Source organism: Mycobacterium sp. GA-1199, assembly GCF_001500045.1.
Taxonomy (GTDB): domain Bacteria; phylum Actinomycetota; class Actinomycetes; order Mycobacteriales; family Mycobacteriaceae; genus Mycobacterium.
Genome location: NZ_LQIX01000001.1, coordinates 385471 through 399063, shown reverse-complemented (window position 1 = coordinate 399063; position 13593 = coordinate 385471). Strand labels below are relative to the sequence as shown.

The 13593-nt window shown below is 63.7% G+C and carries 13 protein-coding genes; 10 read left to right on the top strand and 3 right to left on the bottom strand.

Annotation, left to right across the window (positions count from 1 at the left end):
• Positions 1–24 precede the first annotated feature (24 nt).
• From AU198_RS01910 to AU198_RS25645, 10 genes are all read left to right on the top strand, one after another.
• The gene (locus tag AU198_RS01910; protein WP_064345753.1) at positions 25–315 is read left to right on the top strand and encodes a type VII secretion target; all 291 of its coding nucleotides are present in this window, start codon (positions 25–27) and stop codon (positions 313–315) included.
• A gap of 3 nt (positions 316–318) precedes the next feature.
• Complete coding sequence (locus AU198_RS01905) at positions 319–1362, top strand: C40 family peptidase (protein WP_064345752.1); 1044 nt, start codon at positions 319–321, stop codon at positions 1360–1362.
• Positions 1363–1373: 11 nt separating this feature from the next.
• Positions 1374–2831 (top strand): recombinase family protein, encoded by a 1458-nt coding sequence (locus AU198_RS01900; RefSeq protein WP_156431450.1) that lies wholly within the window; start codon positions 1374–1376, stop codon positions 2829–2831.
• Positions 2832–3078: 247 nt separating this feature from the next.
• A complete protein-coding gene (locus tag AU198_RS26055; RefSeq protein WP_156431449.1) occupies positions 3079–3297 on the top strand; it encodes a hypothetical protein in 219 nt (72 codons plus the stop codon).
• The gene (locus tag AU198_RS26050; protein WP_156431448.1) at positions 3294–3446 is read left to right on the top strand and encodes a hypothetical protein; all 153 of its coding nucleotides are present in this window, start codon (positions 3294–3296) and stop codon (positions 3444–3446) included. Before AU198_RS26055 ends, AU198_RS26050 begins: the two co-directional genes overlap by 4 nt.
• A 271-nt stretch (positions 3447–3717) precedes the next feature.
• Positions 3718–4617, top strand: coding sequence for a helix-turn-helix domain-containing protein (locus AU198_RS01895; RefSeq protein ID WP_064345750.1), 900 nt, complete (start codon positions 3718–3720; stop codon positions 4615–4617).
• A 534-nt stretch (positions 4618–5151) separates the two neighbouring features.
• Positions 5152–5376 carry a DUF2188 domain-containing protein gene (locus AU198_RS01890; protein ID WP_064345749.1) on the top strand — a complete coding sequence of 75 codons (225 nt, stop codon included), beginning with the start codon at positions 5152–5154 and terminating at the stop codon, positions 5374–5376.
• 120 nt (positions 5377–5496) lie between these two features.
• Entirely contained in the window at positions 5497–5733 is a 237-nt protein-coding gene (locus AU198_RS01885) for a hypothetical protein (protein WP_064345748.1), read from the top strand.
• 74 nt (positions 5734–5807) lie between these two features.
• Positions 5808–6392 (top strand): DUF732 domain-containing protein, encoded by a 585-nt coding sequence (locus AU198_RS01880; RefSeq protein WP_197415988.1) that lies wholly within the window; start codon positions 5808–5810, stop codon positions 6390–6392.
• Between the two features lie 395 nt (positions 6393–6787).
• Positions 6788–7411, top strand: coding sequence for a DUF732 domain-containing protein (locus tag AU198_RS25645; RefSeq protein WP_082690816.1), 624 nt, complete (start codon positions 6788–6790; stop codon positions 7409–7411).
• A gap of 52 nt (positions 7412–7463) precedes the next feature.
• Here AU198_RS25645 and AU198_RS01875 read toward each other — a convergent pair whose 3' ends face one another.
• The 3 genes from AU198_RS01875 to AU198_RS01865 are packed head-to-tail and all read right to left on the bottom strand — an operon-like array spanning position 7464 to position 13529.
• Complete coding sequence (locus tag AU198_RS01875) at positions 7464–10877, bottom strand: DEAD/DEAH box helicase family protein (RefSeq protein WP_064345746.1); 3414 nt, start codon at positions 10875–10877, stop codon at positions 7464–7466.
• 13 nt (positions 10878–10890) lie between these two features.
• Positions 10891–12075 (bottom strand): restriction endonuclease subunit S, encoded by a 1185-nt coding sequence (locus AU198_RS01870; RefSeq protein WP_064345745.1) that lies wholly within the window; start codon positions 12073–12075, stop codon positions 10891–10893.
• Positions 12072–13529: a type I restriction-modification system subunit M gene (locus AU198_RS01865; RefSeq protein ID WP_064345744.1), complete on the bottom strand. Its 1458-nt coding sequence runs from the start codon at positions 13527–13529 to the stop codon at positions 12072–12074. Before AU198_RS01865 ends, AU198_RS01870 begins: the two co-directional genes overlap by 4 nt.
• Between the last annotated feature and the right edge of the window lie 64 nt (positions 13530–13593).

Genomic DNA, 13593 nt, shown 5'->3' with positions numbered 1-13593 from the left:
TCGCCGCGCCGCGTCCTACTCCATATGCACGCTGACACCGACGCGGTCCGGGCGCTGGCCGCGACCACCGCCGCGCATGCCGACGAACTGGCCACGATCGCTTCGAAGCTGGCCGCGGTCAACACACCCGCCGCCGCGTTCGGTCCGGTCGGCCGGCCGTTCCTCGCAGCCCTGGCCGACGCCGTCGAGAGTGAGGCCCGGATGGTGGCCGCGCTGGGCGATCAGGCCTCGGCGAGCGGTGACGCCGCTTACCGGACGGCGCTCGCCTACGACGACGCCGACGAACGCGCGGGCGCACGGGTGTTCGGCCTGTAGACGATGCCGAGTGCGTTGATCGCCGGGCTGACGGCGCCCCTGCGGGACGTCCAGTCGCTGGTCGGGTCAGGTTCGGCGACCGAGCTCGCGACCGCACTGCGCGATGCGCACAACGCGCTGCGCGAGGTGTCGGCGTCGGTCGACCAAACCTGGGGCCGCGCGGCGCAGCACTGGGCGGGCGCGGGTGCCGATGCGGCGGCGGACGTGTTCACCGCGGCCGTCACGCGGACCGATGAGCTCGCGGAGCGGGTGGGGCGGCTCGGTTCCGCGGCTGAGACGGCAGGCGCCGCGGTGGCGCGCGCTCGGGAACGGCTGATCGACATCGTCGACACCTTCGAAACGCGGGCGGCAGCGCTCGAGCCGTTCCTCGACTCCCCGGGGGTGACCGAGGAGTTGGTCGCCGAGGCGCGGCGTTCACTCGCGGAGGCCGTCGCGGTGGTCGACGAATTGCGCGCCGAACTGGACGGGCACGCCGCCGGCTTTCCCACCGCATCGTCAGCGCCGATGACCGGGCCGGCGCCGACCTCGCCCGCGGGGTTCACCGCCCCGACGGTGCCGTCATCGGGGTTCGGTGGTGGTGGTCCGGGACTGCCGATGGGCGCCGGTGGACTCGGTTCTTCCTCCGGGGGTTCTGGTGCGAGCACGGGCGGTCTCGGCTCGCTGGTGCGCGACATTGCCGAGTGGTCGCGCCCCGAGCCGCCTGATGCCGCGAGGTTCGGCGAGGGCGTGGCGGTGCGGCTGCCGGACGGCAGCACGGCAACCGCACCGAACGCGGTGGCCGCGAGCGCTGTTCGGTATGCCCTGACCCAGCTGGGAGTGCCGTACGACTGGGGCGGCACCACGCCGGGCGTCGGCCTCGACTGCAGCGGGCTCACCCAGTGGGCGTATTCCGAAGCGGGACTGAACCTTCCGCGGTTGGCCCAGGAGCAGGACGTCGGCGTCCCCGTCGCGCCGGGCGACCTGCGGCCCGGCGACCTTGCGGTGTGGGACGGTCACGTGGCGATGGTGGTCGGGAACGGCCAGATGATCGAAGCTATTAGTAAATAGCGGTGCATATAATGAGCACCGTGCGCGCCATCATCTACACGCGGGTTTCCAGCGACCCGGAGAGCAACGGGCGGTCTGTTCAATCGCAAGAGTCTGAGTGCCGCGCCATCTGTGAACGCAACGGCTGGGAAGTCGCCGAGGTTCTGGTCGACAATGACCTTGGCGCGTCCCGACACAGTGCCAAGCACCGGCCTCAATACAAGAGGCTGTTGAACGTGCTCATGCCTGGAGACGTTCTCGTGACATGGGAGGCGTCTCGGGCGCAGCGTGACCTCGCCGCCTATGTTGAGCTGCGCGAAATCTGTGCCGAGCGCGGGGTTTTGTGGTCGTATTCGGGCCGTACGCATGACCTCAGACAGGGGGACGCTCGTTTCTCCACCGGTCTAGATGCGCTGCTTGCCGAGCGTGAAGCAGAGCAGATCCGTGACCGTGTTCTGCGAGGCAAGCGTGCCGCCGCACTCGCCGGTCGCCCAGGAGGCCGTCCCGCGTGGGGCTACAAACGGGCCATCAACCCCAACACCGGCGCAACCGACGGTTGGGTCATCGATACCGAAGCCGAGCCGCTGGTGCGCGAGGTCTTCGACCGCGTCCTGGCGGGCGAGTCCTTGTGGGCCATCACCCGCGACTTCACCGCGCGTGGCCTGAGACCTCCGCAGCTGCAACGTAATGCCCGGCAGGAGTGGAAGCCTCAGGCGCTGCGGGTGACTATCTCTTCGCCTACGTACGCGGGCTGGAGGACCCATCAGGGGAAGCCGTTGGTCGACACCGACGGCAACCGGGTAAGGGGCAGGTGGGAGCCGTACATCACGCATGCCCAACATGAACGTCTGCTGGCGCTCTTCTCCGATCCTGTTCGCAGGGCTACGAGTCACCGAGGACACGAGCCTCGCCACCTGCTCACCGGCATTGCCAGATGCGGCGTTTGCGGCTCGGGCATGCGCTACTCCAACCCGCCTAGCCATCGCTCCCGCGCCGGGCGGTACCTCTGCCAGAAGCGCACCTGTGTTGGTAGGCGGGCAGATGCAGTAGATCTTCTTGTCGAGGAGACGATCCTGGAACGGCTCGGACGACCCGACGCAAGGAAGTTGTTTGCAGACGCCGGGGATGACGCTGCGGTCAAGGCCGTGGAGGAGGCCGACACGCTGCGCAAGCGCCTGGCGTCCTTCCTCAATGAAGCCGCTGAAGGCAACCTTTCAGCGGCATCGCTAGCCGCCCTCGAAGCGACGCTCCAGCCCCAGATCGACGCAGCAGAAGCCAAAGTGCGGGCGACGGGTACATCACCTTTGGTGGCGAAGTTGGCCGGACCAGACGCCCGCGAGCAGTGGAAGCAGTTCTCGGTGAAAGACCGCCGCGCCGTCGTTGCCTCGCTCCTGGACATCACGATCAACAAGGCCGTCCATGGCAACACGCGGCGATTCGATCCACGTGACCTTGACATCAGGTTCAAGACTCCCCAGGTCAGCCCTTAGAACCGACCATGGCGCATACCTATAGTCATCACAAAGAGGAATGAAAATCATTCTGGGCGAAGGCTTTACGCTTCTGAGCGATTTGACGGGCCGTAGTTCGGGGCCTTACTCTATGTAGAGCAAGGCGCTGTTTAACTGCCATGGCAGCGCTGAATAATCACTCACTCTCGTTTTCTGCGACGGGAAACCGCGCTCGCGGCGACACACAGACACAGCCAACTCATGGCGTTGACCGAGAGGTCGTTGTGTGTCCGCCTTTACCCGTGCACGTGCCCGTGTAGCCCTTCTCTGCCAGACGCTGCCTCCCGACGATCCTGTCCTGGTGGAAGCGCGGCGCTTGATGCGCGAAGCCTTCGTCGTCGAGAAGATCTCGGAAATCCTTGGGGACGGCCCCACGCTCACGCCCGAGCTTCGCGCTCGGATCGATGAGGTGCTGACCAGCCGCGAGAAGCAGGTGCTCGCATGATGGACGCCGAGATCGTGGCCGCTATCCGCGCACGCGCCAAGGAGCTGGCCGACGCTGCGCCCCCGCTGACTACCGAGCAGGCGGCACTGCTCATTTCCCTCGTTCGTCGTCATCAGGACCCGCCGACCTCAGCGGGCGACGCCGCATGAGCGCGCACACGTGCCCCCGGCACCGCCACTGTGCCTACACGGGCGACGAGCCTGAACTCTGTTCGATCTGCCACGCCACGACGGCTAAGTGCGGCGGTCGGCACGGCAAGGCCCCAGAAGACAACACCTGGGTGCGTGGGAAGGCGGCGGGGAAAACCAACGGGACCTTGAGGGAGGGCCAGGCCCTCCACCCTTACGAAGTTGGTTCGTCGAAGCTTTCCGTGCGTCAGCGTCCGCCAGGCCCCTTCGGGAAGCGCGGCGGTGGCTCACCGTGATCAAGGACTTTCCAGAACAACACATCCCAAACCGTGCCCTGCCCACGTGGGCAATCGACACGCTGATCTTTGGCATGCCGCAGTACACGTCAGCCCAGAAGATCTGGGGCAGGGCAGTGGCCATCGCGATGTGCATGCAGGCACGGGGCTGGACTGAGGCCGAATACCTCACCGAGTTCATGTCGCGCCCCCAGCGCAAGAACCGAGCCGGTCAGAAGCGCCACACCAACCACCGCCTCTGGGAGCAGATCCAGGCTTACTCCAAGCACGGCAACTCCGGTCGCCAGGAATTGGAGAAGGCGTGGAAGCAGGCGAAGGTCAACCGGCTGGCGGGCGAAGGCCTGACCACGCCAGAGGACCTAGTCAACAACGCCATCGGTACGGCATGGGCCTGGGAGGACCGGCTCGCCGAGGGCAGGGATAACCTGTCAGTTGCTGAGGCAGCGGTGATGGCCTACGTGATTGCCTTCGTCGAGAAGCGCAGGATGGCTAGGGTGACCTGCCCACTGCGGGAAGTCGGTGCATACGCGAACATCCCGAAAACCACCGTCAGTCGCACCCTCCAGAGCCTCGTTGAGAAGGGCTTCCTCGTGAGGTTCTCCCGAGGTATCTGGTCCAAGAAGCCTGGCAACCGCAAGGCGGCGATCTACTCCCTCGGGGACCCTTGCAACCTGCGTTACGGGGGACGCGGTACCCCCAGCGTCGTCGCCGACATATGGAAGCGCTTTGTCGCCGACCGTGACTCCGAGGAGGTGGTGCGGACGCGCGAGCGCGGTGTGTGCGTTTGGGGCCATGGCCTTGCGCCTCAACCCAGATTACTTAGGTCCCCTATCGAGTGGGACATAGGAGTACTTCCCAGGGTGTCCTATGTCCCACAGGGACATCCATACGGGTGATTGCAGGGCCTGACCAGGCCTTATACACAGGAACAAGGCTTTGACCAGGGGTTATATCAAGAGCAGGACCAAGAAGGAACAGCAGGGGACGTACACGCAGTAGTTAGATCAACAGCTACTAGTCTCTGCCCAGTCGCAGTTACGCACCAGGCCGAACACCGCCAGCAGTGGCTGCTTCCGGGCTACGTTCCCAGGAGCGAGTCCAGGTTGCGGAGAAGATCTCCGATGCTCTCGCACCGAAACCGTGTCTGCACGGTGTGATTTGGCCCGCCAGGTGAGACCCTTCCTGAGGGTGCCCATCAGCGTGAATGTGGCGACCTTGAGCGGACCTCAGCCTGTAGGACAGTGACAATCTTTGAGCCGGAAGTCCCTGAGTTCGGCCAATGGTCGCTCGCATTACTGTGAATCGAAGTAAGGGTATTTCGGCATGCACGCAGTCTCGAGGCTAGGCGGCTGTCGCTCCATTACTTGGTTACACGTGCGCTCCGATCGGGAAGACGGTGAAGACAGACATCATCGCGACGAGGAGGCATCGTGGCCAAGGGTGACATCTCGACGTACAACGAAGGCGGCGTCTGGAAGTCGAAGGTCGAGGGCAGCAGTAGGGCGGCACACGCCGGGGGCACAAAGGCGGAGCAGGCAGCCATCGGTCGTCAGATGGCGAAGGCTCGCGGGGTGGAGCACACGATCCGTAATCAGGACGGCACGATCGGCGAGAAGAATTCCTACGGGAACGATCCGCACCCCCCGAAGGGCTGAGAGCAGATTCTCAGCCGCGCGGCTCCAGCCGACGAATGGGCTGACGCGGTACTAGCCCCCGATAAACGTCCGAGATCGCGATGAGACTTCGCCCTATGACGTCTGAGGGACGATGGTCACGTGGCCTCCAGCGACGCCGAGCGGCAACTGCGCGCCGAGCTGGCCGCCGAACTTGGCTTCTACCCGGCCTCCTTGGACCCGGTCGACATCGAGCGCCATCGTCGGCTGAATGCAGCCGCCGACCGAGCGCCGACCATGGACAAGATCCATCGCAAGTACGCACACCTCCGAGAGACGAAGCGCCGCGCGCAGGTTGAGGCTGCCGGGCGTGCTGCGGTGGGCGATCTCTACAAGTAGCCGTTCGGTATGAATCGACGCTGGGTTTGCCTATTGCGCGCCGAGGCGACCCTCTTGGCTGTCAAACTTGCCCGGTGGGGAGACCAACACTAGTTGCTACGGCTTTCGTTGTCGGGGCAGCGTTATCGCTCGGCGGGGTAGCCACCGCTCAGCCCGCCTGGGCTGACTCGTCCCAAGACGACCGGTTCCTTTCAGCGTTGGAGTCGATCGGGTGGACGATCACCAACCCTGCGCTGCTGACGCAACAAGCCCATATGGTCTGCAATGAGGGCCTTGCGCACGGTGTATCGGTGCGAGAGATGAGCACAACGCTCATGAAACAGGGGTACTCGTCACGCGATGCCTCAGCGTTGATCAACAACGCAATTCGCGTGTACTGCCCGAAGTATGCCGCCGCTGGGGCAGGTTCGACCTCTTCAGCTGACAACGACCGGAACGACACGTTCGTCGAGATCCTGAAGCAAGAGTGGGGCATCACTATGGACCACGACGCTGCCGCTGACATCGCCAGCGTCGCGTGCAAAGCACCGATCGCGGGCGTCGGTCACTACCGCACACTGCAGGCACTACAACAGCGCTACCCCCGCTACAGCATCAACACGGTGGGCACCGCCATGGGCGCAGCAGTGGTCGCATACTGCCCCGAGCGGATGCCGTAGCGCTGTCGGAATGCTGCACCGACGTTCTCGGAGGCATCAGATGCTTGGTTACATACCGTGAGGTGTCATCGGTGACACGTTGCCTATCGCAGCGCAGGTTGGCGGTATCAGCGCTCCTGCTTTGGGCACTTGCGCTTACCGTCTCATGCGGCGGTAAGGACCCGGATGATTCGACGAGATGGGCAGCGCTTCCGCGCACCCTAGGCTGCACAGTCCAGCCAGCGGGCGGGACAGTGCAGGACGTACCCCCATCACTACAGGTCGGCCAGGTGACGCTTCGAGACCAGGGCGGCCAACGACTCGCCATAGCGCTCGAATTCCCCGGCGGCGTACCTCCCGACCCAAAGGCGGCGAACGGTCCGTACGGCGTCCGCAGCGCGCCCGGAAGCGTCAGCATGAGCATTCTCGTGCTACCTACCGGTTCTCACGACGAGGACCCGTACCTAGTCATTACGTCACCGCAGCCCGCCACCGGAAGGGGCTGGAACGCGGAGGTGGTGTCGGGTGATACGGACGTCAACGCGTTGCAATCCGCAACGATCAGTGGCACGACCCGCACACTGGTGGTCGATCTTCGTAACCATGCGGGTGCATTCGGCTCAGGAAAGTTCAAAGCCGACGTGCACATCGTCATGACTGTAAGTCAGACGCCGCCAACGAGGCCCATCATTCTCAGCGCTCAACACTGCGATTGGGAAAACGCGGTCAGTGCTGGCAGCTCAGCGCCCTCCCAGTCGTCAAACGCCCAGGTGCCCGGTGCTCAAGCTTGTGGAGTCGGTGATCTCAGCGTCCTCTGCCCAATGGAGCAGGCATTCATCGACGATCTGGAGACTGTCGGGATCACCCCGGCAAGAACTCCAAGAGACTTGGTCAATCTGGGTTGGCGACTGTGCGGCCTGCTTTCGAATCACTCCCGAGACGCCGTGGTCCAAGGAGCGTTTAACGACGGCAAACTCAGCTTGAAGGAATGTCAGGATCTCGTTGACATCGCAAACGGTCGCCTCTGCCCGCAGTTCTGAATAAAAGGATTAGCCGGTGCACGCCGCCTACTGGGCTGGCTAGTTTGTGGCCTCAGACTGCCTCATCGGCAGGCAAGGCGTTGGCCCGCACGGTGTTGAGGATGTCGACGATGTTGTCGACGTCGCCTTCGGCGAACATCGACTCGGGTCCGGTGGCGGCGTAGTCCCGGTAGGGGGACTCGTAGAGCCGGGCTGCTTCCATGACACCGTTGGCGGTCAGCTCGTCGACGATGAGGTTGATGAAGTGCAGCTGGTTGGCGTTGAACCTAGTGCCGTCGAGGTAGCGGGCGAAGGCCTCCAGAGCGGCCTGGCGGTCCAAGCCAACAAGAGACCGAATGAACAATCCAAGGCCGTGTGACTGTTCCTTGGCTCGGGCGATGACTTCGGCATCTCCCGCCCCACTATCCACCAGCATCTGTTCAAGGGCCGCCAAGTCCTCCGGGGTGAGCCCCTTATTGCGGCGCAGTCTCTGAAGTGCCATGTGGTCCTGGTGCTGCTTGAGGTATGCAGCTGCTTTGGCGCGGAATCTCTCCCAGTCGGTGCCGGGAGTGATGCCGGGCAGCTCCACGATCGTCGACTCGGTCAACTCGTCCTGGAAGGACGTGTAAATTACGTCCTTCCTTCCCTTGTCGAGGAACTGCAGCAGACCGCGCAGGCGTCGGCGAGCCACCTCCAGCATGGGCAGCGTGACGTCGACCCACCACTGGTCGCTGGCGACCTCGTCGAGCAGCTCGTGATGGGCGGCCACCGAAGGGATCGTCGTCTTGCCCAGCAAGCCGATGGCGATGTTCTGCACCTGTTCACGTAGCCGCTCGGCACCTCCGGCGTCACCTTGGAGTTGGGCAAGCTGGCGGCGCAGGATCAGCAGGTCGAACCGCTTGGCGTCCTCCTCGTCGTCCTTGTGGGTGGAGGGCAGCCCCGCCAGGTTCTGCGCGATTGTCTCGGCGGCTTCGGAGGTCAACGGGGTCCAGGCCGACCACTGGGCATAGTGCTCGACGAGCTGGCGGTGTGGACGCACCAAGAAATTCTCCAGGTTCATCCCGGCCACCGTGGTGTGAAGCTGGCGGGCGATGTCGAAGCGCAGTCCACGTTCGGTCTCGGTGCCCGATCCCTCCGGCGGCTCCTCGCCCTCGGGTTTGCCGCGGGTATCCAGCTCGGCGATCAGACCCAGCCGGGTCTCGAACAGCCGCTGATTGAGCGACTTCTGCAGCGAGCCTTCTGATCCGGGCAGGTCCTGGTTGAAAAACTCCAGGTTCCCGCAGAAGTCGAAGACGTAGAAGTTCTGCTTGTCCCTGCCGGGACCGAACAGATCAGGGCACAGCCGGGTGCCGCGCCCGATCATCTGCCAGAACTTGGTCTTCGACCTCACCGGCTTAAAGAACACCAAGTTGACCACCTCGGGCACGTCGATGCCGGTGTCGAGCATGTCCACCGAGATCGCGATGTGAGGAGCCTTCTCCGGGATCGAGAAGTCATCAATCAGGCTCTGCGCGTAGCTCATTCCGTGAGTGATGACCCGTGCGAAGTGCCCGGCATGCTCGGGGTACTGGATGTCGAACCGCTGCTGAATGAACTCCGCGTGCCGCTGGTTCTTGGCGAAGATGATGGTCTTGCCCAGCCGATCGCCCTCACTGACTTTCTGCCCCTTGTCCATGAGGGTCGCCAGCACCTGGTCCACTGTGTCCTCGTTGAACAAGAAGCGGTTGATCTCGTCCGCCGAGACCTCGTCCGGGGGTCCGTCTTCACCCCACTCCAGCGCATCCCACTCGTCCTTCTCCTCCTCGGACAGGTCGGAGTACTGGATGCCCTGGCGCAGAAACTTCGTGCCGACTGACACCCCCACCGCCGGAACAAGGAAGCCCTCGTCGACTGCGTCGCCGAGTGAGTAGGCATCGGTGGGCACCCCGTCTTCGAGATGGAAGAGTCGGTAGGTGTTGTGGTCGACCTCGTCCTTGGGGGTGGCAGTCAAACCCACCAAGAGGGAATCAAACCAGGAGAAGATGGCCCGGTACTTCTGATAGACCGACCGATGGGCCTCGTCGATAACCACAAGGTCGAAATGACCGGGACCGAAGACCCGCTTCCCTGAGTCGGTGTTGTTGATCAGGTTCATCATCGTCGGGTACGTGCACACGTAAACCCGCCCGTCGCTCACCTTCTCGGTCACAAGGTTCACCGTGGTCACGTCCGGTAGGTGAGCCTTGAAGGCGTTGGCGGCCTGAACCACCAGTGCGGTGCGGTCGGCTAAGAACAACACCTTCTTGACCCACCCAGCCTCCATAAGCTGCTTGGCCAATGCGATGACCGTCCGGGTCTTGCCCGCGCCGGTAGCCATTACCAACAACGCCTGCCGCTGCTTGGCCATGAAGGCCTCGTCGATAGCCCGGATGGCGTGGTGCTGGTAGTGCCGCTCCACGATCGCCGAGTCGATCACCGCCTCCGTCAATGACTTTCGGGCGTGACGGCGGTGCAGCAGCAACTCCAGCTCGTTGCGGGTGTAGAAGCCCTGCAGTTCACGCGGTGGGTAGCCCCCCGCGTCGTCCCATAGCCAGTGCTGGTAGCCGTTGGTGTAGAAGATGACCGGACGCCGCCCGAATATCGCCTCTAGCCGGTCGGCGTAGAGCTTGGCCTGCTGCTGACCTAGCTGCGGACTCTTGGTGGTCCGCTTCGCCTCGACAACCGCCAGCGGCAAGCCGTCGGCACCCCACAGGACATAGTCGACGTAGCCCTTGCCGTCGGCGGTGGGCATGCCGGTGACTTCGAACTCCCGGTCCTGCTTATCTGTCAGCGGCCAGCCCGCCTCGGCTAACAGCACGTCTATGAACCGGTCGCGGGTTTCAGCCTCGGAGTAGTCGCGGTCGTCGACCTTCTGATTCGCGGCCTGTGCCGCCTTGATCTGCTCGCGCAGGGCGGCGATCTCGGCGTCTTTGGCCGCCGCCAGCTCATCCTTCTCAGCCAGAGCTTTCGCGTGCGCCTCGTCCTGCTCCCGGAACTTCTTGGCGAGTTGGGCCACCTCCTGCCGCGTGAGCGGGGCGGCCTTCTTGGCTAGTGCCGGATCGAAGGCCGCCTTCAGCGGCACCGCCTGAGGGTTGGTCGAGTGATGAAACGCTGCCCACACCATCACGTGATGCAGCTCCCGCAGCGCGTCCAAAGCCGCCCGAGGCGGGATGGGCTTCTGGTCGTGCACCGCGTGGTTCCCGAGCTTCCGGATCAGGTTCAGCTTCGTTGCGATCCCGACCCCGACCTTCGACTTGAAACGGGCGTCATTGATCCGCGCCGACAGATCATCTTGATAGGGCACCGGCAGCGCCAAGACGCCGTAGAGGTACTTCACGACCTGCTCGACCGCCCGGCGGCTGTAGATACAAGCCGACCGAGGATCGCTGAGCGCGTAGCTTTCGGCGCGGGCGCAGTCCGCCTGTACCTCGGGCCAGCCGACCGACTCGACGAAGGCGAAGTTGCTCATCTACCAAAGACCCTCACAGCTGGCCCGAGAAGGCGCGGAGACTCAACGCTCGGGACAGTCCCCTCCCGTGCTCTATTGCCGCTAACTGGCGCAGTCGCTCAGCGCCGATGCGTTCCACGGCTTCCGCGAAGGAGATCTGCATCTCGGTCGGGGGCAAGGCAATAGGGATCGACCTCATCTCGGCGGCGTTGATGTTCGCCTGGTTGACTGCAGCCTTTGCCATTCCACGACGGAGCGCCTGGCCGTACCGGCTAGTCATGAAGGCGTTGACGAACTCTGGCCGATGCTGCGGCTTGAGACGGACCCGGACCAGATAGCCCGCGTAGGCTAAGGGCCGGTCTGTCGCGACCACACACGTCTTGCCGACCTTCTCCTTGCTATTCGTCCGGTTAAACAGCAGGTCTCCCCGCCTCAGCGTGTACCTCGGCACGTCACTGTCGGCGAGGTCAATCCACTTCAAGTCGGCGAGATCAAGCTGCCCGTTGTCAGTGACATTGCCCATGCGCACAATTGGCCAGTCCCCAGCGTCACCCGCCTTTGAGGATGTTCCGTACTGGACGCTCTCAGCCATGTCGCCGATGTGGCCCATAGTCCATCGCATTGGCCATGTCGTGGGGTCGCCGAACATATCCTGGAACACCGCCTGCGTAAGCACGTCTAGTTCACCAAGCACCGAACGCTGCTTCCTCACCACGCCATCGGCCTGGTCGAGGACCGCCGCGATCCGCCGCTGCTCATCAAGCGGAGGAAGGGGTATCGGCAGCGCTGCATACTGTTTGGCGTTGATGTTCGGTTGTGCAACTGCCCGTTGAGCTGATGAGACCCAAGTGCGATAAGCAGGACTCTGCGTGTAGCGGAACACATATGGTGGAAAAACACGGTCGGTGTCGAGTTTGAACCGGATGAGATACCCCGCGTATACGGCGAGCGGCGCGCCAGCGGGGTGCAAGTATGTCTTGCCTACGGTCGCACCGGACCTGGCAAACAAAAGGTCGCCCTCTTTGAGAATGGCCTTCTCCCAGTCGCGGCGGTCGCCGTCCGGTGCCACCGCCTCCGAGTTGAGCCGACCATCGTCTTGAATGTCAGTGATCCTGATATACCTCGGGTCACCATCGCGCCAGTAACGCGACGACAGACCTACTCCGTACTGTCCGGCTGTGTCGGAAAGCTCACCCAACACGACGGTGGGCCAGTTCATGACAGCATCTTTTTCAAGTCAGTCAAGCCCTGCGCTATCTCCGCCTCCAACTGCTCTATGTCGGCGATGATCTCCAGCGGGGACCGATGCTTCACGTCGTCGTGAACGATCTCCTTGTACCGGTTGAGGGACAAGTCGTAGCTCTGGGCGACGATGTCGGCCTTGGGGATGCAGAAGGACTGCTCGGTACGTACCCGATCCCGCTCGGTGCTGTTGCGCTGTTTCCAGCGGGAGAGGACGTCAGGTAGATCGTTGGCCTCCACCGGGTTGCGCTTGTCGTCGAGGGAGTAGCCGTCCGCCCGGACGTCGTAAAACCACACATCATCCGTGCCGCCCGAGTTGGTCTTCGTGAACAGCAAGATGGCGGTCGACACCCCGGCGTAGGGCCGGAACACACCGGAGGGCAGCTTCACCACACCGTCGAGCTTCTGGTCCTCGACGAGGACGCGGCGCAGGTCTTTGTGGGCCTTCGAGGAGCCGAACAGCACACCGTCGGGCACGATGACCGCCGCCCGACCACCCGGCTTGAGCAGCCGCAGGAATAGGGCGAGGAAGAGCAGTTCGGTCTTCTTGGTCTTGACCACCCGCTGCAGGTCCTTGGACGTCGACTCGTAGTCCAGGCTCCCGGCGAAGGGCGGGTTGGCCAGGATGACGCTGTACTTCTCCTGCTCGCCGCTGGCCCCCTCGGACAGGGAGTCGCGGTAGCGGATGTCGGGGGCCTCCACACCGTGCAGGAGCATGTTCATGCTGCCGATCCGCAGCATGGTGGAGTCGAAGTCGTAGCCGTGGAACATGCTGTGGTGGAAGTGCTGGCGCTGGGCGGCATCGGTGAGCACGTCGGGGTGGTTGTCGCGCAGGTACTCGGCGGCGGCCACCAGAAATCCCGCTGTGCCGCAGGCCGGGTCGCAGATCTCGTCGGTGGGCTGCGGGGCGACCATGTCGACCATCAGCTTGATGATGTGACGCGGGGTGCGGAATTGGCCGTTCTGGCCCGCTGTGGCGATCTTGGACAGCATGTACTCGTACAGGTCACCGTTGGTGTCGCGATCGGCCATCGGGATGTCGTCGAGCATGTCGACAACCCGCGACAGTAACTGTGGGGTGGGGATGGTGAACCGGGCGTCCTTCATGTGCTCGCCGTAGGTGGACCCGTCTCCGCCGAGGGTGCGCAGGAAGGGGAAGACCTTCTCGCTCACCGTCTTGTACATCAGCGCCGGTTCGTCGTTCTTGAACACAGACCAGCGCAGGTCCTGCTGCTCCGGGCCGAAGATGAGTCCCTCGGCCTTGCCAGTGCGGCGCGCCTTCTTCTCGGCGAGGGTGTTGAGGTCGTCGAGGCGGCGGATGAACAGCAGGAAGGTGATCTGCTCCATCACCTCCAGCGGGTTGGCGATGCCGCCCGCCCAGAAGGCGTCCCACACCCGCCCGACCTTGCTCTTCAACTCACCGGTGATCACGCCAACCCCTTATCGGTTTACTGCTTCCTCCCGAACCCTACAAAGCGCAGCATTCCCTTATTGG